This window comes from Nocardia sp. NPDC127606, from assembly GCF_042671725.1.
In the GTDB taxonomy this organism is placed as follows: domain Bacteria; phylum Actinomycetota; class Actinomycetes; order Mycobacteriales; family Mycobacteriaceae; genus Nocardia.
The window spans coordinates 644,677-669,781 of record NZ_JBHXWQ010000003.1; the positions used below are offsets into that span (position 1 = coordinate 644,677).

General features: G+C 68.8%; 20 protein-coding genes. 14 read left to right on the forward strand and 6 right to left on the reverse strand.

Annotated features, from left to right (window positions below; genetic code table 11):
* Nucleotides 1-74 precede the first annotated feature (74 nt).
* The 4 genes from map (at nt 75) to ACFVJ5_RS18635 (ending at nt 5,150) form a co-directional block, all read left to right on the forward strand.
* Nucleotides 75-938: a type I methionyl aminopeptidase gene (gene map, locus ACFVJ5_RS18620; RefSeq protein WP_379221553.1), complete on the forward strand. Its 864-nt coding sequence runs from the start codon at nt 75-77 to the stop codon at nt 936-938.
* Entirely contained in the window at nt 935-2,506 is a 1,572-nt protein-coding gene (locus ACFVJ5_RS18625) for a cobyric acid synthase (protein WP_379221555.1), read from the forward strand. The genes map and ACFVJ5_RS18625 overlap by 4 nt, the downstream gene beginning before the upstream one ends.
* Nucleotides 2,507-2,751: 245 nt before the next feature.
* Nucleotides 2,752-4,359: an AMP-binding protein gene (locus ACFVJ5_RS18630; protein ID WP_379221556.1), complete on the forward strand. Its 1,608-nt coding sequence runs from the start codon at nt 2,752-2,754 to the stop codon at nt 4,357-4,359.
* A gap of 227 nt (nt 4,360-4,586) precedes the next feature.
* Nucleotides 4,587-5,150, forward strand: a complete 564-nt coding sequence (locus ACFVJ5_RS18635; protein WP_378626468.1) for an alpha/beta hydrolase — start codon at nt 4,587-4,589, stop codon at nt 5,148-5,150.
* A gap of 82 nt (nt 5,151-5,232) precedes the next feature.
* Here ACFVJ5_RS18635 and ACFVJ5_RS18640 read toward each other — a convergent pair whose 3' ends face one another.
* Nucleotides 5,233-6,255 (reverse strand): alpha/beta hydrolase, encoded by a 1,023-nt coding sequence (locus ACFVJ5_RS18640; RefSeq protein WP_379221558.1) that lies wholly within the window; start codon nt 6,253-6,255, stop codon nt 5,233-5,235.
* A 153-nt stretch (nt 6,256-6,408) separates the two neighbouring features.
* Here ACFVJ5_RS18640 and mqo point away from each other — a divergent pair, with 153 nt between their 5' ends.
* The 7 genes from mqo to ACFVJ5_RS18675 all read left to right on the forward strand — a co-directional run bounded on the left by mqo (nt 6,409) and on the right by ACFVJ5_RS18675 (nt 15,421).
* Nucleotides 6,409-8,019, forward strand: a complete 1,611-nt coding sequence (gene mqo / locus ACFVJ5_RS18645) for a malate dehydrogenase (quinone) (RefSeq protein ID WP_379221560.1) — start codon at nt 6,409-6,411, stop codon at nt 8,017-8,019.
* Complete coding sequence (locus ACFVJ5_RS18650) at nt 8,016-8,456, forward strand: GNAT family N-acetyltransferase (RefSeq protein ID WP_379221562.1); 441 nt, start codon at nt 8,016-8,018, stop codon at nt 8,454-8,456. Before mqo ends, ACFVJ5_RS18650 begins: the two co-directional genes overlap by 4 nt.
* Nucleotides 8,457-8,602: 146 nt before the next feature.
* Nucleotides 8,603-10,696 carry a VWA domain-containing protein gene (locus tag ACFVJ5_RS18655; protein ID WP_379221915.1) on the forward strand — a complete coding sequence of 698 codons (2,094 nt, stop codon included), beginning with the start codon at nt 8,603-8,605 and terminating at the stop codon, nt 10,694-10,696.
* A gap of 209 nt (nt 10,697-10,905) precedes the next feature.
* The gene (gene cobO, locus ACFVJ5_RS18660) at nt 10,906-11,520 is read left to right on the forward strand and encodes a cob(I)yrinic acid a,c-diamide adenosyltransferase (protein WP_378761942.1); all 615 of its coding nucleotides are present in this window, start codon (nt 10,906-10,908) and stop codon (nt 11,518-11,520) included.
* The gene (locus tag ACFVJ5_RS18665) at nt 11,514-12,968 is read left to right on the forward strand and encodes a cobyrinate a,c-diamide synthase (protein WP_379221564.1); all 1,455 of its coding nucleotides are present in this window, start codon (nt 11,514-11,516) and stop codon (nt 12,966-12,968) included. The genes cobO and ACFVJ5_RS18665 overlap by 7 nt, the downstream gene beginning before the upstream one ends.
* A 25-nt stretch (nt 12,969-12,993) precedes the next feature.
* On the forward strand, nt 12,994-13,428 hold the full coding sequence (locus tag ACFVJ5_RS18670; RefSeq protein WP_379221565.1) for a cobalamin biosynthesis protein: 435 nt from the start codon (nt 12,994-12,996) through the stop codon (nt 13,426-13,428).
* A 394-nt stretch (nt 13,429-13,822) separates the two neighbouring features.
* A complete protein-coding gene (locus ACFVJ5_RS18675) occupies nt 13,823-15,421 on the forward strand; it encodes a TROVE domain-containing protein (protein ID WP_379221567.1) in 1,599 nt (532 codons plus the stop codon).
* A gap of 65 nt (nt 15,422-15,486) precedes the next feature.
* Here ACFVJ5_RS18675 and ACFVJ5_RS18680 read toward each other — a convergent pair whose 3' ends face one another.
* Together ACFVJ5_RS18680 and ACFVJ5_RS18685 are read right to left on the reverse strand one after the other, a co-directional pair.
* On the reverse strand, nt 15,487-16,578 hold the full coding sequence (locus tag ACFVJ5_RS18680) for a hypothetical protein (protein WP_379221569.1): 1,092 nt from the start codon (nt 16,576-16,578) through the stop codon (nt 15,487-15,489).
* Nucleotides 16,579-16,592: 14 nt separating this feature from the next.
* The gene (locus ACFVJ5_RS18685; RefSeq protein ID WP_379221571.1) at nt 16,593-17,717 is read right to left on the reverse strand and encodes a phosphotransferase family protein; all 1,125 of its coding nucleotides are present in this window, start codon (nt 17,715-17,717) and stop codon (nt 16,593-16,595) included.
* A 193-nt stretch (nt 17,718-17,910) separates the two neighbouring features.
* On the opposite strand from ACFVJ5_RS18685, the gene ACFVJ5_RS18690 reads away from it, so the two are divergent.
* Nucleotides 17,911-19,266 carry a DoxX family protein gene (locus ACFVJ5_RS18690; RefSeq protein WP_379221572.1) on the forward strand — a complete coding sequence of 452 codons (1,356 nt, stop codon included), beginning with the start codon at nt 17,911-17,913 and terminating at the stop codon, nt 19,264-19,266.
* 16 nt (nt 19,267-19,282) lie between these two features.
* Here ACFVJ5_RS18690 and ACFVJ5_RS18695 read toward each other — a convergent pair whose 3' ends face one another.
* On the reverse strand, nt 19,283-20,242 hold the full coding sequence (locus tag ACFVJ5_RS18695; RefSeq protein WP_379221574.1) for an isopenicillin N synthase family dioxygenase: 960 nt from the start codon (nt 20,240-20,242) through the stop codon (nt 19,283-19,285).
* Nucleotides 20,239-20,706: a nucleoside deaminase gene (locus tag ACFVJ5_RS18700; RefSeq protein WP_379221576.1), complete on the reverse strand. Its 468-nt coding sequence runs from the start codon at nt 20,704-20,706 to the stop codon at nt 20,239-20,241. The genes ACFVJ5_RS18695 and ACFVJ5_RS18700 overlap by 4 nt, the downstream gene beginning before the upstream one ends.
* A gap of 85 nt (nt 20,707-20,791) precedes the next feature.
* Between ACFVJ5_RS18700 and ACFVJ5_RS18705 the strand changes: the two genes are divergently transcribed.
* Entirely contained in the window at nt 20,792-22,324 is a 1,533-nt protein-coding gene (locus ACFVJ5_RS18705) for a PucR family transcriptional regulator (protein WP_379221578.1), read from the forward strand.
* On the opposite strand, the gene ACFVJ5_RS18710 is transcribed toward ACFVJ5_RS18705, so the two are convergent.
* Nucleotides 22,299-23,696, reverse strand: a complete 1,398-nt coding sequence (locus ACFVJ5_RS18710) for a purine-cytosine permease family protein (RefSeq protein ID WP_379221580.1) — start codon at nt 23,694-23,696, stop codon at nt 22,299-22,301. The two genes, ACFVJ5_RS18705 and ACFVJ5_RS18710, sit on opposite strands and share 26 nt — an antisense overlap.
* Before the next feature lie 148 nt (nt 23,697-23,844).
* On the opposite strand from ACFVJ5_RS18710, the gene cobA reads away from it, so the two are divergent.
* Nucleotides 23,845-25,086 carry a uroporphyrinogen-III C-methyltransferase gene (gene cobA, locus ACFVJ5_RS18715; protein ID WP_378626486.1) on the forward strand — a complete coding sequence of 414 codons (1,242 nt, stop codon included), beginning with the start codon at nt 23,845-23,847 and terminating at the stop codon, nt 25,084-25,086.
* Nucleotides 25,087-25,105 lie beyond the last annotated feature (19 nt).

Consider the following 25,105-nt stretch of genomic DNA (forward strand, 5'->3'; position numbering starts at 1 on the left):
CGGCGTCGCGGAATGCCCGCCGAGTGCACGGGCTGTGACGCACGGAGATCTGCGCGCATAGATACACTGCCCTTATGTCCGTGCGCACCCGCCAGCCACTAGTTCCCGGCACCCAGTCGCCGATCCGGGAAGTCCCCCGCTCCATCGAGCGGCCCGAATACGTCTGGAAGAAGACCGCGAACGAGGGCAACGAGCCCTGGGTGCAGACCGCCGAGACCATCGAGAAAATGCGGATCGCGGGCAAGATCGCGGCGCGCGCACTCGAAGAGGCGGGCAAGGCCGTGGTGCCCGGCGTCACCACCGACGAGCTCGACCGGATCGCCCACGAGTACATGTGCGACCACGGCGCCTACCCGTCGACGCTGGGCTACAAGGGTTTTCCCAAATCCTGCTGCACCTCGCTCAACGAGGTCATCTGCCACGGCATCCCCGACTCGACGGTGGTCGAAGACGGTGACATCGTCAATATCGACGTCACCGCCTTCATCCACGGCGTGCACGGCGACACCAACAAGACCTTCCTGGCCGGCGATGTCGACGAGGAGGTGCGCCTGCTCGTCGAGCGCACCGAAGAGGCCACCAACCGGGCCATCAAGGCGGTCAAGCCGGGCCGCGCCCTGAACGTGGTCGGCCGCGTCATCGAGGCCTACGCCAACCGCTTCGGCTACGGCGTGGTGCGCGACTTCACCGGCCACGGCGTCGGCCCCACCTTCCACAGCGGCCTGGTGGTGCTGCACTACGACCAGCCCAACATCGAGTCGGTGATCGAGCCCGGCATGACCTTCACGATCGAGCCGATGATCAATCTCGGCGGCATCGACTACGACATCTGGGACGACGGCTGGACCGTGGTCACCCAGGACCGCAAGTGGACCGCGCAGTTCGAGCACACACTGGTGGTCACCGACACGGGCGCGGAAATTCTCACGCTGCCGTGAGCGCGCCCCTGCGCGGCGCGCTGTTGATCGCGGGTACCACCTCCGACGCCGGGAAGAGCGTCGTGGTGGCGGGTATCTGCCGGATGCTGGCACGGCGCGGGGTGCGGGTGGCGCCGTTCAAGGCGCAGAACATGTCGAACAACTCGGTCGTCACCCTCGACGGCGGGGAGATCGGGCGCGCGCAGGCTCTGCAAGCGCGAGCCTGTGGGCTGGAGCCGAGCGTGCGGTTCAACCCGGTGCTGTTGAAGCCCGGTAGCGATCGCCGCTCGCAGCTGGTGGTTCGCGGCACCGCTGTCGGAACCGTCGGCGCGCGTGACTATTTCACTCGCAGGCAGGAACTGCGCGAGGTCGTCGCGGCCGAATTGGCCTCGTTACGTGACGAATTCGACGTCGTGATCTGTGAGGGGGCGGGATCCCCGGCCGAAATCAACCTCCGGGCCACCGATCTCGCGAACATGGGGTTGGCGCGTGCCGCCGATATTCCGGTTCTGGTGGTGGGCGACATCGACCGCGGTGGCGTCCTCGCTCACCTGTTCGGCACCGTCGCCGTGCTGGAACCCGAAGACCAGCAGCTCATCGCGGGCTTTCTCATCAACAAGTTCCGCGGTGACGTGTCCCTGCTGCAACCCGGCCTCGACCAACTCGTCGCGCTGACCGGCCGCCCCACCCTCGGCGTCCTCCCCTTCGCCGACGACCTCTGGCTCGATGCCGAAGACTCGCTCGGCACCATCTCCGGCGCCCCCGTGGGCCGTCCCGGCCCGCCGCACGGCACCGACTGGCTCACCGTGGCCGCCGTCCGCCTCCCGCGAATCTCCAACTCCACCGATATCGAGGCTCTCGCCTGCGAACCCGGCGTCTCGGTCCGCTGGGCCGACAGCCCCCACCAGCTGGCCACCGCCGACCTCGTGATCGTTCCCGGCAGCAAGTCGACGATTTCCGACCTGAACTGGTTGCGCGCCAACGGAATAGCCGACGCTCTGCGAACCCGCGCCGCCGCTGGGCGCCCCGTTCTCGGTATCTGTGGCGGCTACCAGATGCTCGGCGCCCGTATCGTCGACGGCGTCGAGCACACAGCGGTGGTGGGACGAGCCGATGCCCCCGAATCGGTGACCGCGCGGCCCTGCGTGGTGGAGGGCCTCGGTCTACTCGATCTCGATATCGAATTCGCGAACCCGAAGATCGCCCGGCAAGTGTCCGGCATCGCGGGCCCGGATCCCCTGCACGGCTACGAGATCCACCACGGCAGGGTCACCCGCACCGACGACCCCTCCTGGCTGACGGTCGAGGGCAACCCGGAAGGCAGTGCGCGAGAAGCGGTCTGGGGAACCCACGTCCACGGACTGCTCGAATCCGACGAGTTCCGCCGCACCTGGCTCACCGAAGTAGCCGTCAGAGCCGGGCGCACCGGCTTCACCGTCGCCCCCGACACTTCGGTCGCGGCCGTCCGATCCGCGCAACTCGACCTTCTCGCCGACCTCGTCGAGCAACACGTCGACCTCGCGGCGCTGGAACACCTGATCCGCGACGGCGCCCCGGCCGATATCCCGGTCATCCGAACCTCCCGGTGATCCTGGCGCCGACAGCTGCGGACGCGGTGGTGTACGGCCCGTCCTGCCGCACCGTCCACGCGGCGCCGTTGTGGCGAGTACGTGGATCCGGCACCACTGTTTTGTAACCTGTTCTACTATTGGCGGCACCGATTGCTGGAGTCCAGGCCGAGCTCATAAAGGTCTGACTGCGTCAGCGTCGGCCGAGAAGTAGAACGTGTTCACGGCGGTGTGTAGTCGATGCCGATGGTCTACGAGGAGTGATTGTGCAGTTCAATCTGGCGGACGTCTTCGAAACGGTGGCTGCGGCCGTTCCCGACCGTGTCGCGCTGACCTATGAGGGTGAGAACGTCACCTACGCCCAGCTCGACAGCGAGGCGAACAAGGTGGCGGCGATGCTGTCGCAGGCGGGCATCGGCGAGGGTGAGCATGTCTCGTTGTTCCTCAAGAACAGCGTCGAGCACGTCCATGCACTCCTCGGCCTGATCAAGATCCGCGCGGTGCCGATCAACGTCAACTACCGCTACACGCCCGCCGAACTCGAGTACATCTTCACGAATTCGGACTCGGCCGCCGTCATCGTCGAACTGCCGGAGCACCAGCGAACGCTGGCGGAGCTCCTCGCGGCATGCCCGCTGGTCCGCACGGTGATCGTGATCGGTGCGCTCGACGACGAGCTGCGCACCGCCGCGGCCGCTCGATCGGTTGCCGTGGTTTCCTTCGCCGAGTCCGAAACACACTCTGCCGCAGTGGAGTTCGCGCCTCGGACGGGAGACGAGCTGTACGTGCTCTACACCGGTGGCACCACCGGATACCCGAAGGGCGTGATGTGGCGCCACGACGACTTCTTCCGCAAGCCGCTCTCCGGCGGAAATCCCTACGGCACCGACCCACGCGCCGACCTCGCCGAGATCGCCGCCGCCGCGAAGGAGTTTCCGGAGCTGTCCTTCTTGATCGCCGCGCCGCTCATGCACGGAGCGGCCCTGTATTCGCTGTTCACGTTCTTCACGCTCGGCGCCCGCGTGGTGCTCATGCGCGACTTCGACTCGCGACGCGTCGTCGAGGCGATCGAGCGGGAGCGAATCCAAGTGATCCTCATCGTCGGCGATGGCATGGGGCTACCGCTGGTCGACGAGATGGAACGCCGTCAGGGCCAGATCGACCTGAGCTCGCTGTTCTCGATCACCTCCGGTGGCGCGATCTGGTCGGTCGGGGTGCGCGAACGGATGCTGGCGGTCAAGCCGGATCTGTTGCTGCGGGACAACTTCGGGGCCTCCGAATCCGGCAACGACGGCGCCTTCACCGTCGACGAGGCGGGCAACCTGCGCATGCCGTCGTCATCGACGATGCTGCTCGTCGACGAGGACCTCGCCGACATCGCGCCGGGCAGCGACCAGATCGGGTACATCGCCCGCGTCGGCAATGTTCCGCTCGGCTACTACAAGGACGAGGACAAGTCCGCCCGCACCTTCCGCACCCGCGTCGACGGCACGCGGATGTCGATCCTGGGTGACATGGGACGCGTCGAAGCCGACGGCACCATCGTGTTCCTCGGGCGTGGTTCGCAATGCATCAATACCGGCGGCGAGAAGGTGTTCGCCGAAGAGGTCGAGGCCGTGCTGCACGCCCACCCGTCGATCGCCGACGCGCTCGTCGTCCCGGTACCCGACGAGCGCATGGGGCAGAAGGTGGCCGCTGTCATCGCCACCTACCCGGACGCGCCTGCCCTGACGCTCGACGAAGTCCAGCAGCACTGCCGAACGTCGTTGGCGGGATACAAAGTACCGCGCTCGATGAGTACCGTCGTCGAGATCAAGCGAACCCCTGCAGGCAAAGCCGACTATCGGTGGGCGACCGAGGTCGCGCGCGGTTAGCGCACATCGGAGCGAGGCGTCCGAGCCGTGTGGGAGCCGTGACCCGTGCTTCAGCGGATCACCCGCTGTGCGGCCGGTCTCCTCACAGCGGTGGGGTCGGCGTTGTGACAGGTTTGGCAATTTCGGCATCGCTGGCAGTGAATGCCCAGTACACGGGGGTGTGGAGATCGGCAGGGCGCGCCGGAACAGGCCGCGTTGTTCAGGCTGGACGTGTACCGTAACCCGGCATGAAATCTCGGCAGATCACGGTCGGTGACCAGGCCTGGACGGTGCGGGTCGACGGACCTTCTTCGCGGCACAATGTGCTGCTGCTTCCCGATGCGGACGACCCTGCCGACGTGTTCGACAAGGTGTGCACGCGGCTGCACGAGTCCGACTTGCAGACCATCGTGGTGGAGTCTGTCGAGGGCCTCGATCCGGCGGGTGTGCGCGCGATTCTCGACGAGCTCGAACTGCCCTACGTCAACGTCGCGGGGCGTGGGTCGGGCGCGGAGCTGGCGTGGCGGGTGTGCGCGGGCCGGTTCGGCCGGTTCATGAGCCTGGTCGTCGCCGACCACGGGCACCCGGCCGTTCCCGACGCCGACGGCCGAGTCCCCGACGCGACCTGTCCGCCGCTGGAACTGCCCGTCACGATGCTGGTCACCAAGGGCCTGCCCCGCGCCACCGCCGACGCCTCCGGCCGCTACGTGTACGGCGAATTCCGGGTCGTCCCACTGGAAGTCGACAACATCGCCACCGAAGCGGGCCACGAATTCGCTACCGAGATCGTTCTGCGCACCAGCCTCTGGTAGGCGCGGCCGAGATCACCAGGCTCTGCCGCGGATCGCCATTAGGGCGATGCTTGCGCGCGAGCCTGGTGATCGTCTGTCCGGATCAGGACTTGCGGTAGGCCGCCAGCCAGTCGAGCCAGTTGTCGGTTTCCTGGAACGCGTTGGCGCGCACGGCTTCCGAGGACAGGAACACGTCGTGGCGGGCGCCGTCGATCGGCACGATCGAGGTGCGCTCGCCCAGGCAACCCGCCCAGCGCTGGATCTGCTTCACATCGAGCACGGCATCGGCCACGTCGACCGCGGGGGAGTGCTCGCGGGCGAACTTGGTGATCCGCGAGCGCAGGATCAGCGCGGGCACGCCGATGGTCAGGCCCTGATGCAGGCGAGCGTGTCCCTGGCGGATGGCGCGCAGCCAGCCCAGCCGCACCGGTTCGCCGCTGAGCGGCTTCCAGTCCAGGTTGTAATCCCACTCACCCGAGCGGCTGGTGTGCAGGCTGTCGCCGTACGCGGTGCTGACGCCGGCGGGCAGCTGGGCGAAGGCGCGGAACCTGCCCACCGCGTTGATGACGGGGGTGCCGACGGTGCGGTAGAAGGACGGTCCCTGCAGGTCGAACCAGGGACTGTTGAGGACGACCCCGGCCACGCCCGCCGCCGCGCTGCCACCGGCCGCCTCGAGCCGGTCCAACCACAGCGGCACGATCAAGCCACCGGTCGAATGCGCGACGATCAGCACATCGTTGCCGGTCTCCTCGCGCGCGATCCGCAGCGACTCGGTCAACTCGGCGTCGTAGAGCGCCAGGTCGCTCACGTAGTGAGCGCTCTGCCCCTCTCGCCGCGAGCGCCCGCATTTGCGCAGGTCGAGCGCGTAGAACCGGTGCCCTCGCGCCGCGAAGTGCTCGGCCAGGTGCTCCTGGAAGAAGTAGTCGGTGAACCCGTGCACGTAGAGCACGGTCGGCTCGACCGCCGGTGCGGCGGCATCGGGCAGATAGCGCACGAGCGTGGCCACCACCTCGCCCTCACCGTCGGGGTCGATACCGAGCGGGAGGGTCCGCTGTTGATAGGCGGTGCCGAGGACATCGGGTTGCCACTGCTCGTCGGTTCGATCGGCGAGGGTTTCTTTCGTCACACTGCTCAATCTATCCCGGGGTCGCGGCCACGTGCAGGCTTGCTTTTCATCACATTCGGGAGGTCCGTTGCAGAACTGTGCTCAGCTGAGGTGCACAATTGGCATCAGGTGAACGACGGGTAACCTACCTCCCGGCGATTCACCGCGAGTCGCATGAACACCGCCAAAGCGCCCGCGCCAAGCGAACTCACCTGCCGGTGGGTAGCTGAGAAGGACAAGGAAGTCGATCTACCCGTGCCGAACGCTGCGAAGAGTGAAAAGACCGATGTAGTTCTCATCGGCGCAGGCATCATGAGTGCCACGCTGGGCGCGCTGCTGCGGCAGCTACAGCCGGACTGGACGATCTCGGTGTTCGAGCGGCTCGACGCCGCCGCCGCGGAGAGCAGCGACCCGTGGAACAACGCGGGTACCGGCCACTCGGCGCTGTGTGAGCTCAACTACAGCCCGCAGAACGCCGACGGCTCGGTCGACGTGAGCAAGGCCGTCGACATCAACGAGCGCTTCCAGGTCTCGCGCCAGTTCTGGGCCTCCGCCGTCGACACCGGCGTGCTGGACGACCCCGCGGGCTTCATCAACCCCATTCCGCACGTGAGCTTCGTGCACGGCGCCGACAACGTCGACTACCTGCGCAAGCGCTACGAGGCGCTGTCGCCGCACCCGCTGTTCCGCGGCATGGAGTACATCGACACCCCCGACGAGTTCGCCGCGCGCCTGCCGCTGATGGCCAAGGGCCGCGACTTCAGCGACCCGGTCGCACTGAACTGGTCCGACGGCGGCACCGATATCGACTTCGGCGCGCTCACCAAGCAGCTGCTCGCCTACATCGGCTACTCCGGCGGCGAGATCGCCTTCGGCACCGAGGTCCGCGACCTCGACAAGCAGTCCGACGGGTCGTGGAACGTCACCGTCCGCAACCTGCGCACCTACCAGTCGCGCACCATCAACGCGAAGTTCGTCTTCGTCGGCGCCGGTGGTGGCGCGCTGCCGCTGCTGCAGAAGGCCGGCATCAAGGAAGCCAAGGGCTTCGGCGGCTTCCCGATCAGCGGCCAGTTCCTGCGCTCCACCAACCCGGAGCTGATCGCCGCGCACGAGGCCAAGGTCTACGGCAAGGCCGCCGTCGGCGCGCCGCCCATGTCGGTGCCGCACCTCGACACCCGCGTCATCAACGGCCAGAAGGGCCTGCTGTTCGGCCCCTACGCCGGCTGGACGCCCAAGTTCCTCAAGGACGGCTCCAACGCCGACCTGTTCAAGTCGATCAAGCCCAACAACATCGGTTCGCTCGTCGGCGTCGGTCTCACCGAGCTCGGCCTGACCAAGTACCTGGTCGAAGAGCTGCTCAAGTCGCAGAACGGCAAGGTGGGCGTGCTCGGGGAGTTCCTGCCGCGCGCGCAGGGCCGCGACTGGGAGCTCATCACCGCCGGTCAGCGCGTGCAGGTCATCCGCCGCAAGGGTGTGGGTGGCGTGCTCGAGTTCGGCACCGCGGTCATCTCCGCCGAGGACGGCTCCATCGCCGGTCTGCTCGGTGCGTCGCCGGGCGCGTCGACCTGTGTCACCGCCATGCTCGACGTGATGCAGCGGTGCTTCCCGGAGCAGTACACCGGCTGGACGCCGCAGCTGCAGCAGATGATCCCCTCCCTCGGCCAGAAGCTGTCGGAGAACCAGGCCCTGTTCCAGGAAGTGTGGGACTGGACCAGCAAGTCGCTGAAGCTGGACCGCAACACCGCGCCTGCGAACGAGCAGGTCCCGAGCTACGCGCAGGTGTGAGCGCCGAACTGAGACGGGCGTGGGCGGCGGATCTCGACGCCGCCACCCTCTACCGGCTGTTGCGGCTGCGGGTCGAGGTGTTCGTCGTCGAGCAGGAATGCGCCTATCCCGAGCTGGACGGGCGTGACCTGCTGGCGACGACGCGGCATCTGTGGCTCGACGACGGTTCCGTGCTCGCCACCTTGCGCCTGCTCGACGAGTCCGTCGACGGGACCACCGGCTATCGCATCGGCCGGGTCTGCGTCGCGCAGTCCGCTCGCAAACACGGGTACACCACCCGGCTGATGCAGGCCGCGCTGGCCGAAACCGGTACGGCCACTGTGCGATTGGATGCCCAGTCGCACCTGGTCGGCATGTACGCGAAGTTCGGTTTCGCCGTCGACGGGCCGGAATACGACGACGACGGGATCATGCACGTGCCGATGCGGCGCGGCTGAGGCGGTACCTCGTCCGTCGATGCCCGGGGTGAGGGCCGGGAATGCCGCGCGCATACAGTTGGGGTGTGCCTGGTTTTGCTGATGTCGCCGCTGGTCCGCACACCGCCGCACGCGCGGCGGGTGAGGCGGGGTTCCCGTTCTCCGCTGTGGTGGGGCAGGAGCGGCTGCAGCTGGCGTTGATCTTGTCGGCCGTGCACCCCGGGATCGGCGGGGTGCTGGTGCGAGGCGAGAAGGGCACGGCGAAGTCGACCGTGGTGCGCGCGCTCGCGCAGTTGCTGCCGCCCGTGGTCGACGAGACCGGGGCAAGGCCCGCCCGGCTGGTGGAGTTGCCGGTCGGCGCCACCGAGGACCGGGTCGTCGGCTCACTCGATCTCGAGCGGGTGCTGCGCGACGGGGAGCAGGCGTTTCGTCCCGGGCTGCTCGCCGCGGCCCATCACGGCGTGCTCTACGTGGACGAAGTGAACCTGCTGCACGACCACCTGGTGGACGTGCTGCTCGACGCGGCGGCGATGGGGCGCGTGCACGTCGAGCGCGACGGTGTCTCGCACTCGCACCCGGCGCGGTTCGTGCTGGTCGGCACGATGAACCCCGAAGAGGGCGAGTTGCGCCCGCAGCTGCTCGACCGGTTCGGGCTCACCGTCGACGTGGCGGCCTCACGCGAGGTCGACGTGCGGATGGCGGTGGTGCGCCGCCGCCTCGACTACGAGGCCGACCCGGCCGCGTTCGCCGCCCGCTATGTCGACGCCGATCAGGTGGTGGCCGAACGCATTCTGACCGCCCGCGACCGGTTGCCCGAAGTCGCGCTGGACAATGCGGAGCTGCGCCGGATCGCGGCGCTGTGCGCGTCGTTCGATGTCGACGGGATGCGCGCCGACCTCGTCGTCGCCCGGACCGCGACCGCGCACGCGGCGTGGCGCGGACGGGATCGGGTCACCGAGGACGATGTGCGGATCGCCGCGGAACTCGCGCTGCCGCACCGTCGTCGGCGGGATCCGTTCGACGAGCCCGGGATCAGTGAGCAGCAGCTCGACGAGGCGATGGACGCCGCGGCCGCTGAGGTCGACAAGGCCTCGGGGGATGAGGAATTCGACGGTCCGCGGGGATCGGCTGACGAAGGGGACGGTCGTCGCGACGCGGGCGAACTCGACGCTGACGGCGGTGACTCCGTCGACCACGGTGGCCTCGATGACGAGCGGTCGCGGGGCAGCGGTCGCGAAAGCGGTCCGGATGGCCTTGATCCCGACGACGGCCCCGAGGACGATGGTGGCCCCGACGGCGGTGGCCCGGACGATCGAGGACCTGACGGCGGTCCCGACAACGGCGGACCGGGCGGTGGCGGTGCCGACGGCGACCGCTCCGACAGCTCGAGTCAGGACAACGCAGGCAACGGTGCGCGCCCCGGGCCCGAAAAGCTCTCGGGCACACCGACTTCGGCGGCCAAGCCCGCGCCCCGCTGGGAGGTCCCCGGTATCGGCGAAGGCGCTCCCGGTCGCCGTTCGCGCGCCCGGACCCGGACCGGCCGGACTGTCCGCCCCGACGCCGACCCGTCGACCGGCCTGCACCTGCTCGGCACGGTCTTCGCGGCCGCACCGAAGCAGTTCGAGCGTGGCAGGTTCAGCGGCCCGCTCGCTCTGGAAACAGAAGACCTGCGCGGCGCGTATCGCGAAGGCCGAGAAGGCAATCTGGTCGTTTTCGTCGTCGATGCGTCCGGTTCGATGGCCGCCCGCGACCGCCTCACCGCCGTGACCGGCGCCATCGTCACCCTGCTGCGCGACGCCTATCAGCGCCGCGACAAGGTGGCCGTGATCAGTGTCCGCGGCACTGAAGCGGAACTGGTCCTGCCTCCCACCTCGTCGGTCGACATCGCCGTTCGCCGCCTGGCCGGGATGCGCACCGGCGGTAAGACGCCACTCGCCGCGGGCTTGCAGAAGGCTCGCGAGGTGATCGCCCGTGAACACGTCCGCGACCCCCGCCGCCGCCCGATGGTGGTCCTGCTCACCGACGGCCGTGCTACCGGCGGCACCGACCCGCTGCCACGGGCTCGCACCGCCGCCAGGCTGCTGGCCGCGCAAGGACACACCGCCATGGTCATCGACTGCGAGCGCGGCATGATCCGTCTCGGCCTCGCCGCCGAACTCGCTCGTGACCTGCGCGCCCGCTACCTGCGCTTGACCGAACTCACCGGCGAGACAGTCGCCGACGTGGTCCGGGCGACCGGTCTGCCCGCCCGCGCTGCATAAAGGTCCCAGCCGTCCGGCGTAGGGGTCGAGCCCTGTGAGTGCGCCGGGCGCACCCTGATAGAAAGGTGACGAACCGGTACGCGTGGCCGGCCCGAGAGGTACTGGTTGCGGGGCGGGCTTCGATATTCGAGCGCGCCGGCGTGCGACAGAGATCGACCGCGAGGTCGTGCAGAACGCGCACATCGCGTGCGTCGAGAAGAGGAGTTTCTGTGCCCAAAGGTGTTCCGGAGAGCGTCCCCGAGGACGGTCTGACCACTCGGCAGCGGCGTAACCAGCCGGTGCTCGCCGTGCACACCGGGCCGGGCAAGGGCAAGTCCACCGCGGCGTTCGGAATGGCGTTGCGGGCCTGGAATCAGGGCTTCGACGTGGCGGTCTTCCAATTCGTGAAGAGCGCGAAGTGGAAGGTCGGCGAGGAAGCCGCCTTCCGCACCCTGGGCACCCTGCACGAGGAGACCGGCGCGGGTGGCGCGGTCGAGTGGCACAAGATGGGCGAAGGCTGGTCCTGGACCCGCAAGCACGGCACCGAGGAAGACCACGCGGCCGCCGCCCTGTCCGGCTGGCAGGAGATCTCGCGCCGCCTCGCCGCCGAACAGCACCGCTTCTACGTTCTCGACGAGTTCACCTACCCGCTCAAATGGGGCTGGGTCGACATCGACGAGGTCGTCGACACCCTCACCCACCGCCCCGGCAACCAGCACGTCGTCATTACCGGCCGTGACGCGCCCCCGGCCCTGATCGAGGCCGCCGACCTCGTCACCGAGATGACGAAGGTCAAGCACCCGATGGACGCGGGTCGTAAGGGCCAACGCGGTATCGAATGGTGAGTGCTCCCGCCGTAGTGATCGCAGCCCCGGCGTCGGGCAGCGGGAAGACCACGCTGGCCACCGGGCTGATCGGCGCGCTGCGGCGGGCCGGGCATCAGGTGGCGCCGTTCAAGGTAGGACCCGACTACATCGACCCGGGCTACCACGGGCTCGCGGCCGGGCGGCCGGGGCGCAATCTGGATCCCGTTCTGGTGGGCGATGATCGGGTGGTGCCGCTGTATCGGCACGGCGCGCAGGGCTGCGATATCGCCATCGTCGAAGGCGTGATGGGCCTGTTCGACGGCCGGATCGACGAAAACCGCAGCGACCCGATCGCCGAGGGTTCCACCGCGCAGGTGGCCGGGCTGCTCGGGGCGCCGGTGGTCCTGGTGGTCGACGCCCGCGGTCATTCCCAGAGTCTCGCGGCGCTCCTGCACGGTTTCGCCACCTACGACTCCTCGGTCCGCCTCGGCGGTGTGATCCTCAATCGCGTCGGCAGCGAACGCCACGAACAAGTACTGCGCGCGGCCTGCGACCGCGTCGGCCTGCCCGTTCTCGGCGCGCTGCCCCGCATGGCCGAACTGGAAGTTCCCTCCCGCCATCTCGGCCTCATCCCCGCCGTCGAACACGGCTCCGCCGCCACCGCCGCTGTCGACGCCATGACCGAACTCGTCGCGGCACACGTGGATCTGCGCGCGATCGTCGCGCTGGCCGGCGGGTCGGTGCCGGGCGCCGCGTGGGATCCGCAGGTCGAGCTGGCCGCGGCCGCTGAACACGCCACGGACGGAACAAGTTCCGCGGGCGACGGCAGCGCGGACGACACGCGCGCAACGGACGCGGGGTCCGGCGTCGTCTCGGGCAGAGATCCCTTGATCGCGATGGCGGGCGGTCCCGCCTTCACATTCGGCTATGCCGAGCATCGGGAACTGCTGGTCGCCGCCGGTGCCCGGGTGGTGGTGTTCGATCCACTGTCCGACGAACTCCCCGTCGGCACAGCGGGATTGGTCCTTCCCGGTGGTTTCCCGGAGGAGCACGCCGGGCAACTGTCCGCCAACGAGCGCCTCCGCGCCGCCGTGGCCGACGGTGCCTCGAGGGGCTTGCCGATCCACGCCGAGTGCGCGGGCCTGCTCTACCTCACGCGCTCCCTCGACGGTCATCGGATGGCGGGAGTCATCGACGCCGACGCCGAGTTCGGCCCGCGCCTGACCCTCGGCTACCGCGATGCCGTCGCGCTGCACGACTCGGCGCTGTGGCGAGCCGGGTCCCGGGTGCGCGGCCACGAATTCCACCGCACCCGCCTGGTCCACACCGGCGCGGAGAACCCCGCCTGGGGATGGCGCGCAACGGGTTCCGTCGCCGAAGGCGCTGTGGTCCGCCAGGTACACGCCTCCTACCTGCACACCCATCCAGCGGGAAATCCCGATGCGATCGCCCGATTCGTCACCGCCGCACGACGATTCGACCACTGATGGCGTGCAGCGGCGCACGGCGACGATGACGACGACTTCCGACGGTGAGCAGCAACCGGCGACCGGTGATACGCCTTCGGGCCCGGCGCTGGTCGTCGGCATCGGCCTACGGCCGGGCACCGATGCGGGACGGATCGTTCGCGCGGTGCGGGCGGTAGCCGGCGACACCACCCTCCGCTGCTTGGCGACCCTCGATCGGCGTGCGACCGAACCCGGTGTCCTGACCGCCGCGGCGACCCTCGGTGTGACCGTGGTGGCATTCACCGCCGAACAACTGGCCGAAGTCGACGTGCGGCACCGTTCGGACCACGCGACGGCGGCAGTCGGCACGCCCAGCGTCGCGGAAGCCGCGGCATTGCTCGCGGGCAGTGGCGAACTCGTCTGCGGCAGAACGATTGTCGACGGAATCGTGGTCGCCGCCGCGTCGACTTCGCAGCGATGGTCGATGCCCGGAGATTAATTCGCTGGGCAAGATCGTCGGTGCGCAGTAAGTTCGTTTCAGCAGTTGCGAGGCGGACCGGATCTGATCGGTTACCACTCTGGATGGGGATGGCGCAGGTTCGAATCCTGCCCGTCATCGAAAGATGGCGGTAGCTCAGCTCGGTAGAGCACCTTACCGGTCAGGGCACACACGTCCGCCGAGTAACTGTCCACCGTGAACGAGCAGGACGGACCGGATTCGGTCGGTTATCTGGCACGACCTCCGGGTCCAGCGGGTTCGAACCCCGTGGCGGAAAGCGGTTTCCGTTCTTCGGCCGTAACAACACGTCCGTCCGCTCATCACGTCACCACATGCCCCGGTCGGGTCCCGGGTCCGAAATATCAACGCCGGTACACGTATCGGAGGGGGAACAATGAACATTCTGTCGCGCTTTTCTCGTCGCGCCACGCCGCAGACCGTACCCGCCGATAACCGGCAGGTCGTCAACAATGCGGGCGGCTACATTTTCGAGATCACCCCGCAGGCGCGGGTGCGTCGCTTTCTCACGCTCGGAACGGAGTCCGGAACTTTCTACGTCGATGCCAAGGCTTTGACCGCGGACACCGCCGAATTCATCATCGAATACGCCGCCGAGCACACCGCCGATCTGGTGCGCGAGATCGTCGAGATCTCCACCTCCGGGCGCGCGCCGCGCCAGAACCCGGCCCTGTTCGCACTGGCCGCCGCCGCGTCGCTCGGTGACGTCGACGGCCGCCGGGCCGCCTTCGCCGCGCTGCCGCTGGTCGCGCGCACCGGTACGCACCTGTTCCTGTTCGCCGGCTACGCCGAGCAGTTCCGTGGCTGGGGTCGCGGACTGCGGCGTGCCGTCGCGAACTGGTACCTGGACAAGCCGATCGACGACCTGGCGTTCCAGGTGGTCAAGTACCGGCAGCGTGAGGGCTGGTCGAACCGCGATCTGCTGCGACTGTCGCACCCGGCGACCACCGACGACGATCGGCGCAGGCTGTTCGACTGGATCTGTGGTCGCGCACCGGAACTCGACGGTTTGGCACTGCTCGACGGATTCCAGCGAGCACAGGACGCACCGGTGACGCAGGTGCCGGAGTTGGTGCGCGAGTACCGGCTCAGCTGGGAGATGCTGCCCGACGCCGCGCTGAACACCGCGTCGGTGTGGGAAGCGTTGCTGGACAACGGTATCCCGCAGACGGCGCTGCTGCGTCAGCTGCCGCGCCTGACCCGTCTCGGCCTGCTCGATCCGCTCGGACCGCGCACCGCCGCGATCTGCGCGCAGCTCGCAGACCCGGCACGGCTGCGCAAGTCTCGGGTGCACCCGGTATCGGTGCTGATCGCGTTGCGCACCTACGCTTCCGGGCGGTCGGCCCGTGGCGCGGGTACCTGGACGCCGTCGGCCCCGGTTGTCGACGCCCTCGACGCCGCGTTCTACGCGGCCTTCGAGTCCGTGCGGGCGACCGGCCTTCGTCACCTGCTGGCGCTGGATGTCTCGGGCTCGATGACGAGTGGGATCGGGGGACTGCCGATCTCGGCGCGCGAGGCCTCGGCCGCGCTCGCCCTGGTCACCGCCCGCACCGAGGCGCGCCACGAGATCGTCGGGTTCACCTCCAGCGGTACGGGGTGGCAGGGGGCGCGCGGCCTGTCCCCGCTGCCGATCTCGCCGCGTCAGCGTCTCGACGACGCGGTGCGGGCGGTATCGGGATTGCCGTTCGGCGGCACCGACTGCTCGCTGCCCATCCTGCACGCGCTGGACAAGGGCATCGAGGTCGATGTGTTCTCGATCTACACCGACAACGAGACATGGGCGGGTTCGGTGCACCCGCACCAGGCGCTGGCCCGCTACCGCCGCGAGGTGAACCCGCGGGCCAAGCTCGTGGTGGTCGGCATGACCGCGACGAACTTCAGCATCGCCGATCCAGGCGACGCGGGCATGCTCGACGTCGCCGGATTCGACGCCGCCGTGCCGTCGCTACTGGCCGACTTCGCCACGGCCGCATAAGAAATCGGAGCCGCCGCGACCTCGTTGTCGCGGCGGCGCCTTTTCTTCTCGCGCGAGAGGTCCCGTCAAGGGGCGACGGAGGACCAATCGGCGAAACCCGTGGGGTCGTGGCGGCCCATGGAGGCGTGTTCGAACAGGCCCCAGCCTTCGAGATCACCGCAGCGGGCGTAGCCGATGTGGTCGATCACGCCGTAGGGGGTACGGCCCTTGATCGCGGGGTCGGTGAGGTCGTAGGCGCTCGACAGCGACCAGTTCTCGCCCATCCAGCGGCCGTGGGTCCAGTCGGGGTCGGCGCCGTACCCGCAGCCGACGTGCAGGGCGATCCCGGGGCGCGACTCGATCTCGACCTCGAGCGGCTTCCCGTCGGGGGTGGTCATGTCCAGGCGCACCGACTTCGGATGCCGGGTGCCGGACTCGTAGGTCCAGTGCATGCGCGGCCAGCCCAGTTGTTCCTTGCGGCCGTCGTTCCAGATCCGCACCGCGTTGTTGAGGGTGCGGGTGCCGTCGGGCTCCTCCTGCACGATCACCACGATCGAGAAATCCTGGAACCGCAGCGGCGCGTACAGCCACCAGAAGCCGTCCATGCCGGTCGGCCTGCCTGCGGGTTCCGGCTCACCGGAGGGCCGGATGCCCCAGGATCGGTCGCGGCTGCCGGTCCACACCGCCGGGTCGACTGTGTAGTCGATGCCGTCGACCGCGAGAGTGCCCTCCCACGAACCCGATTGGGCGAAACGGGAGGCCTCGATGATCGGCTTGGTGCCGGACAGGATCAGGTGCGGCTGCTCCTGCACGGCCGGCTGCGCGCCGGTCCAGGTCAGATCGAAACCGAGATCGTCGTGCTCGCAGACCAATCGGAGCTTCTGGAGTGGCTCGATCACCTCGATCCGGTAGCCGCCGACGGCGGTGGTCAGATCGCGCGAGGTCAGCGCGTCGGAGAAGCGCACGCTGCGCTGAGCGTCTCCGTGGCGCACCGTCGCGAACGCGTCGACCACACCGAGATTCGGGTACACGCCGAAGCCGGTGATCAGCATCGCGTCGCCGGCCGGGTCGAAGGCGTTGAAGTAGTAGCGGTCGTAGAAGTTCCGGTCGCTGGTGGCCACCCTGGCCAGCGACAGCGGGGTCTGATGGACCGGGTATTCGTCCAGGGGGACGGGCATGATCGCGCGCATAGTCAGTCCCATTCGTAGGTGCCGTCGAGCAACGCCTCGAGGGTGAGACGGTGCATCACGTAGTCGTCGAGTTCGGCGGGCACGGTGTCCTCGCCGAAATGGATCATCCGGCACTTGATCCTGGCCATCACGATCGCGTGCCGCAGCGCGGCGTAGACGATGTAGAAGTCCAGATTCCGGACCGAATGTCCGGTCAATTCTTCGTATTTCGCCACGACCGCGTCGCGGCGCAGGAAGTCCACCAGACCCGGCTGGTCGAAGCGGGTGGCGATGTCCTGGAAGAACCGATGGATGAAGATGGTCCAGCCCAGATCGAGTTCGCGTGGCGCGAACGTCGCCATCTCCCAGTCCAGCACGGCCGACGGGGTGAACCCGTCGAACAGGATATTGCCGGGACGAGCGTCGCCCCAGTTCAGCACTTCGGGACCGGGATCGGCCGGCCAGTTGGCCTCGAGCCAATCGAAAGTCCGCTCGATCAGCGGCACTTCGACGCCGTGGTCGGTCAGTGCCCACTTGTACCAGGCGCGCTGGGCCTCGAAATGCCTGCGCAGCGCGGTGCCCGCACCATCGAGCAGCGGGAAGCGCTCGGCCACCTTGTCGATGGCGTGCACCTGGGCGATCACCTCGACCGTCGCATCCGCGACCAGCTCGCGCTCGGCGACCGTCGCGTCGAACAGCCAGCCGAAGAACACGTACGGCGGATTGTCCGACGGCGCCCTGCCCTCGACCCGCTCCATCACGATGAAGGGGGAGCCGAACACGGAATCGTCGAGTTCGAGCCAGCGCAGCGTCGGCACGGCGATCTCGGAGGCCGCGGCGACGCCGGCCATCACCTGGTACTGCATCGCCAGGTCGTAGGACTCGAACACCGGGAACGAGCTGTCCTCCGGCGCCATCCGGATGACGAAGGACCCCTGTTCGGCGCCCCCGTCAGCCGCCCATTCGGCATCGAACAGGATGGTGGTGCTCGACATGCCGCCGCTGGACGGTTTGTTCAGATTGCTGACCGTCACGTCGGCGCCGACCTTGTCGGTCAGCCAGCGCGCCAGCTTTGCGGCGAGCTCGTCCAGATCGCGCTCGCTGACGGTGAGCGACATCTGAGCGGCCGGATCCTGATCTTCGGACATCTACGGGGTACCCCTGTCAGCAAAACTGTAACGTGTGTCACTTCTGAGTACCGGACGGCCGACCGGAATGTAAGGGCGGCATCGCTGAGTGAGACTCAGGGTTGACAGCGCAAAGATCGGGGTTTTCCCCGACGCGCTCCACCGTATCTTCCGATTAGCTTCGGTAACAACCGAACTCGATGAGGAGGCGTGGGTGACCACAGGGACCATAGAGCGTGCGCGCGACGATATCGCGAGCCCGTCCTCACCGCCACCGATGTGGCATCCGATCACCCGGCTCGCCTTCCGGTTCAGTGTGGCCTACCTGGGTCTTTTCTGTTTGTGGATGGCTCAGGTCACCTTTGTCTTCCTGGGCATACTCGCGCTGCGGTTGCCCGAGGAGGCCATGCTCTGGCAGATCATGGCACTCGATCCGGTGAGTAGCTGGATCGGTGAGCACGTGTTCGGGGTGGAGGCCGAGCTGGCGATGAACGGCAGCGGCGACCAGGCCGCGATCTGGATTCAGTGCGGCCTGCTGCTGGTGGTCGCGGTGCTGATCACGGTGGTGTGGTCGGTGCTGGACCGGCGCAGGGGCGCCTATCCGCGACTGCTGAGCTGGTTTCTCACCGCGCTGCGGCTGTGTGTGGGCGGGCAGATGCTGTTCTACGGATTCGCCAAGCTCATCCCCACGCAGATGCCCGAACCCGCGCTGGTCACCCTGCTCACCCGGGTCGGTGATCTGACGCCGATGGCGATGCTCTGGACGCAGGTCGGCTCATCACCCGCCTACGAGATCGCGTTGGGTGCAGCCGAAGTGCTCGCCGGTCTGCTGCTGTTCTGGCCGCGCACCGCGACGCTGGGCGCGATGCTGGCGGTGATCAGCATGGCGCAGGTGTTCCTGCTCAACCTCACTTTCGACGTGCCGGTGAAGATGCTGGCCGGGCACCTGCTGCTGATGGGGCTGGTACTGCTCGCCCCGCAGGCCCGCAGGATGGCGAATTTCCTGGTGCTCGAACGTGATTCAGGACCGGCCGTGCAGTCGCCGCTGTTCTCGTCGTCGCGCGCGAACCGATGGGCGGCGGTGGTGCAAGTCGTCGTCGGACTGTGGATCACGGTGGGCATGGTCGACGCGGGCATGCAGAGTTGGCGCGAATACGGCGGCGGCGCGACGAAACCCGAGCTGTACGGCATCTGGGAGGTCAGCGAGTTCAGCGTCGAAGCGGCCCCGATCGCACCGCTCACCACCGATCCGATGCGCTGGCAACGCCTCGTCATCGACGTGGGCTCGGCGGGCTACCAGCGGATGGACGACACGGTCGTGCCGGTGCTGGCCACGACCGACCCGGCGGCGAAAACGATGACCCTCGCCGCCGCACCCACCGGCCCGGACGGCACGCCGGTGCCCTACGCGACCTTCACCGTCGAGCAGCCCACGGCCGACAAGCTGACGTTGCGTGGCGAACTCGACGGCCGCCCCGCGACGGTCACCCTCGACCGCCTCGACCTCGAGCGGTTCCCGTTGCGCAGCACGGACTTCCGCTGGGTACAGAACCAGCCGTACTTCGAATGATTCAGCGCCCGGTGCGTCAGCCGATGGTGATGGCATCCAACCGGATGCGCAGGAAATCGGCCGACACCACCGGCGGCCCCGGCTCCACCATCCCGATCGGCGGGGCCAGCGGAGTCACGACCGCGTCGTGGTCGAGCTCGTAGAAGTAGATGAGCGAGACCAGGTCCTCCTCGGGGGCGTCGGGCTGTGGCGGCAGGACCCGATGTCGACCCGACGGCCAGCGCTCGCCGCTCCAATAGGCGAGCAGGTCACCGATGTTCACCGTCAGCGCGGCCGGATCGTAGGGAGCGTCGGCCCACCCGTCGGCCTCGGTGTACACCTGCAACCCACCTGCTCCGGGCTCTCGATCGAGCACCGTCACCGTGCCGAAGTCGGTATGCGGACCGATCCGGAACTGGCCGGGCTCCGGCTCGCCGACGTCGGTCATCGGCGGATAGTGGTTGATATTGCAGGTCCAGGTGGGCCGTGCGGCCAGGTCGGCGAACGGGTTGACGGGCAGCGTGAGGGCCGCGGCGAACAGGGCGAGCAGTTCGTCGGACAGTGCGCGCACGGCGGCGGTGTACTCGGTCAGCAGGGCGCGCAGCTCCACGACCTCGGCGGGCCACACATTCGGCAGGAACCACATCTGGTCGATCGCCGGATCGCCCGTCGCGGTGTCGGCGCCGACGGCGAAGGTCTCCTTCAGATCGGGCGGGGTTTCGGTGCCCTCGGCGTAGCCGTTGGCCTCGCGGCCGGGACCGATCCAGCCACGACCGCCGACGGCCACCGCGTACCGCTGCTTCACCTCTTCCGGCAGGGCGAAGAACCGGCGTGCGGCGGCCCGGACCGCGGCGGGCAACGCGGGGTCGATGCCGTGGCCGTGCACCAGGAGGAAGCCGGCCCGGCGCAGCCCTTCGTCGACCTCGCGTTCCACGGTGCGGGCCGCCTCGCCGCCGGTGCGCCAGCGGGCCAGATCGACCGAGGCGATGCTGCTCATGCGGGTGTCTCCTTCGTCGGCGCGACGCCGATGTCCTCGAACCACAGGTCGGGGCGCTCGGCGATGAAGTCGGTCATCAGCGATACGCAGCGCGGATCGTCGAGCATGATCACCTTCACCCCGTGTTCGGCCAGCCAGTCGTGGCCGCCGTGGAAGGTCCGCGCCTCGCCGATGATCACGGTGCCGATCCCGAACTGGCGGACCAGGCCGCTGCAATACCAGCACGGGGACAGTGTGGTGACCATGATCGTCGGCCCGTAGTCGCGGCGGCGGCCCGCGGCGCGGAAGGCGTCGGTTTCGGCGTGCACGCTCGGATCGTCGTTCTGTACGCGGCGGTTGTGGCCGCGCCCGAGCAGGGTGCCGTCGGCGTCGAACAGGGCCGCGCCGATGGGGACACCCCCTTCGGCCAGCCCGCGCAGGGCTTCGTCGTAGGCCACGTCCAGGAGTGCGTCCGGCTGGGTCATGGACTCCACTGTCCTGCCTGCCGACCCGGTCGGCAACGTACATTTCGTCCATACCCGTGCGGTCGATCGATGACAGGATGACCGCATGTTGCCCACCGTCCGACAACTGCTCGCCGACCAGTTCGTGGCGGCCGACCCGCTGGTGCTGTCGGGGCGTTCGTCGCTGGACCGGGCCGTGCGGTGGGTGCACTCCAGTGAGATCTTCGAGATCAGCCCCCTGCTCTCGGGCGGTGAGCTGCTGCTGACCACGGGGCTGGGGTTGGCAGGCGTCGATGCCGGAACCCGGCGGCACTACCTGCGTGAGATCGCCGATCGCGAGGTCGCCGGGGTGGCGGTCGAGCTGGGCCGCACGTTCGACACCATCCCGCCGGACATGGTCGCGGAGGCCTCGCGGGCCGGGCTGCCGCTGATCGCCCTGCGCAGCGTGGTGCCGTTCATCGACCTGTGCCGCGCGGCCAATACCGTGATCGTCTCGCGCGAAGTGGGGATGCTGCGCGTGGTCGACGGGTTGACCCGCGAGCTGCTGGTCGAGCTCGGCGCAGGCCACGGCCCGGCTCGACTGCTGTCGAAGGTCAGCGCGGTGACCGGCTGCCCGGTGGTGCTGACCGCGGGCAGTGGCGCGTTGGTCGCCGCGCACGGGGTCGACGATGATCGATCGGCCTGGGCCGCCGTGGAATCCGCCGGAGCTACCGCGAAGATCACGGTGCGCGAGAGCTTCTGGGGCACCCTCACCGCCGGTCCCGGTTCACCGCTGGATCCGACGACGCTGGGCGAAGTCCTCGACCGGGCCGCCGCCGTGCTGGGACCGGCGCTCGCGCGATCCGCCGACCCCACCGGCCGACCGCGCCGAGTGGCCACCCGCTTGCTCGCGGATCTGCTGGCGGACAAGCAGATCCGCACCGCCGATCTGCGCGCGCGGCTGGCCGCGGCCGGTGCCGGCGCGACGGCCGGGCTACGTCTGGTCCCGGTGGCGGTCGACGCGCCGGACGCGCGGATCGCCGCCAGGCTGCTCGACAGCGCGGTCAGGGAACTCGGCCGCCCCGGGGTGATCGGTGAGGTCCACGCGACGGTGTACGGGGTGCTCGCACCCGACCCCGCGGCGACCGATCCCGTCGCCGAGATCGCGGACCTGATGCGAAAAGCGTGTGCCACCAACAGCATCGATGGCGTCACCCTGGTGGTCGGGGACCCGGCCGAGTCGACAGCGGCGAGTCTGTCCGCGGCGCTCGTCGCGACGGGGCCTGCCCTGCGACTGGCCGTCCGTCAGCGCCGCGACCGCGCCGGGCAGAACGGCCCCGTCACCACCCGACGCGCACTGGCCGGTGATCTGCTGGTCGACGCGCTGCCCGCCGCTGACCGAGCTCGCCTCGTCGAGACGACCCTGGCCCCGCTGATCGCCTGGGACACAGCCCATCACAGCGCTCTCACCCAGACTCTCGAAGCGTTCCTGCGTCACGGTGGCAGCGCCACCCGATGCGCCGCCGCCCTCCACATCGGCAGGCAATCGCTCTACCAACGTCTGGACCGGATCAAGGCGCTGCTCGGCTTCGATCCCGCCGCACCGGAACTCACCGCCACCGTGCTGCTGGCGCTCAGCGCGCACCGGGTCTCGAACTGACGCGTCCCCGGGCGAGAAACAGGTACAACCCACCCGCCAGTGCGAATCCGACGAAAACGGTGATGTCGCCCAGGCTCGGGAACTCGCGCACCAGGTATCCGGTGAACTTCGCCTGGTTGGAGAACAGCAGCACCGACACCACCAGACCGGTCGCGAAGGCCACGACTCCACCCCGGTTGGTGTAGGCGCGGTCGTAGAGCAGTGGGCGGATGTCGCTGCCGCGGCGCAGGTACTGGTCGGCGAACACGACACCGAGCCACGGCCCGATCCAGTAGGCCACGATCAGCAGGAACGCTTCATACCCCGCCGCCGCGTCGGGCAGCGCCCACCACGCCACCAGGAAGCCGACCACGCCGAACACCGCCGAGACGAGCGCCCGCTGGGTGCGCACCGGCAGCTTCACCCCGATCGTCACGAACGCCATCGCACCCGAGTACACGTTGAGCGCGTTCGCCGCGATCGCGCCGAGGGTGATGGCCAGTAGCGTCAGATTCGCCAGTGCGCCGGGCAGATTCGCCGTGAAAACATCCGTGGGGCTCCCGGTCGCCGCGCTCACGATCGTCGCCGACGCGGCGCCGAGCGCCGACAACCACAGACAGGAGACGAACAGCCCGGTCGCCGCGTAGCCACCGGTCGCGACCTTCGACACCGCGGTCGGCAGGTAGCGCGAGTAGTCCGCCGCGTACGGGTTCCAGCCGCCCGCGTAGCCGAAGGCGGTGCCGACGGTGAGCAGGAATCCGGCGATCCCACCCACGCCGCCCTCGGGTGCGGCGCCCGACAGCTCGGCCTTGCTGACGATCACCACGGTCACCAGCAAGAAAACCACCGCGAGCAACGGGAAGACGAACCGCTCGAAGGCGTGCACCAGGTTGTGCCCGAAGACCGCGAAACCGGTCTGCAACACCACGATCAGCACCAGCGACGGAACCTTCGGCAGACCGGTCAGCGTGTTCAACGCGAACGCACCCGACACGCTGTTGGTGGCGAACCAGCCGACACCGCACATGATCGCCATGAAAGTGGCGGGCAGCGCATTCCCGCGATACCCGAAAGCCGTACGGCCCAACACCATCTGCGGTACGCCGTACACCGGCCCCCGCGCGGACAACACGTAGTGCGCCCCGGCGCCGAGACCGATACCGATCGCCAGCCCGAGTGCCGCCTGCCAGAAACTCATGCCGAAGACGGTCACCGACAGCACCCCGATGAAGATCGTGGCGAACTCGAGGTTGGGCGAGGTCCACGTCCACAGCAGCCCGCGCGCGCTGCCGTGCCGGGCGGACTCGGGGATGGATTCGTTGCCGCCGGGCTCCACCGCGATCACGCGATCGGTGTAGTCCGCGGCGGGCGCGTTGTCTTCGGTCGTAGCCATTCTTGAACATTCGTCGGGTCCCGTGCCGTGGACAACCGACGGATCGTCCGTCAAGACCGGTCCACCGACGGACAGATCGTCGATCTACGCCGAGTCTGTCGGCGGGTGCGTTCGGGCCGCACCGAGCCAGGAACTAGGCTGGGACACTGTGCCGAACACCGCTGACACCGCATCGACCCCGCCCGCAGGCGACCCGAACTACCTGGTCGGGCTCGATCTGCGTGGACGCAGAGTAGTCGTGGTCGGCGGCGGAACCGTTGCCCAGCGCCGACTGGGCCTGCTCGTGGCCTCGGGTGCCGATGTGCACGTGATCAGCCGGGCGGTCACCCCGGCGGTGGAGGGCATGGCTACGGCGGGGCAACTCACCGTCGAACTGCGCGCCTACGCCGACGGTGATCTCGACGGCGCCTGGTACGCGATGGCCTGCACCGACGAACCGGAGACCAACGCCGCGGTGGTCGCCGAAGCCACCGCCAAACGCATCTTCTGCGTCCGCGCCGACATCGCGCGCGACGGCACCGCGGTCACGCCCGCGACCGCCCGCTACGACGGACTGTCCCTCGGCGTGCTCGCCGGTGGCGCGCACCGCCGCTCGGCCGCCGTGCGTAACGGTCTGCTCGAAGCGCTGCAATCCGGTGTGGTGACCGATGATTCGGAACCGGTGACCCCCGGCGTCGCGCTGGTCGGCGGCGGCCCCGGCGATCCCGACCTGATCACCGTGCGTGGTCGCAGGCTCCTCGCGCGGGCCGATCTGGTCGTCGCCGATCGGCTCGCCCCGCCGGAGCTGCTCGCCGAACTGGGCCCGCACGTCGAGGTGATCGACGCCGCGAAGATCCCGTACGGCCGGTCCATGGCCCAGGAGGCGATCAACCTCGCGCTCGTCGAAGGCTTCAAAGCGGGCAAGTTCGTGGTCCGGCTCAAGGGCGGTGACCCGTACGTGTTCGGCCGCGGCTACGAGGAACTCGAGGCGTGCACCGAGGCGGGCATCCCGGTGACGGTGGTGCCCGGTGTCACGAGCCCGATCTCGGTGCCCGGCGCGGCAGGCATCCCCGTCACCCATCGCGGTGTGACCCACGAGTTCGTGGTCGTGAGCGGACACGTCGCCCCCGATCATCCCGATTCGCTCGTCGACTGGTCGGCGCTGGCCAAGCTGCGCGGCACCATCGTGCTGATGATGGCGGTCGAGCGGATCGACAAGTTCGCCGCGGCCCTGCTCGCCGGTGGTCGCCCGAGCGATACCCCGGCCGCGGTCATCCAGGAAGGCACCCTGCGCACGCAGCGGGTGGTGCGCGCCGACCTCGCCACGGTCGCCGACCGGGTCAAGGAAGAGGGCATCCGCCCGCCCGCGATCATCGTCATCGGCCCCACGGCGGGCTTCGGCCTCGACTAGCTTCACCGACGGCGCGCCC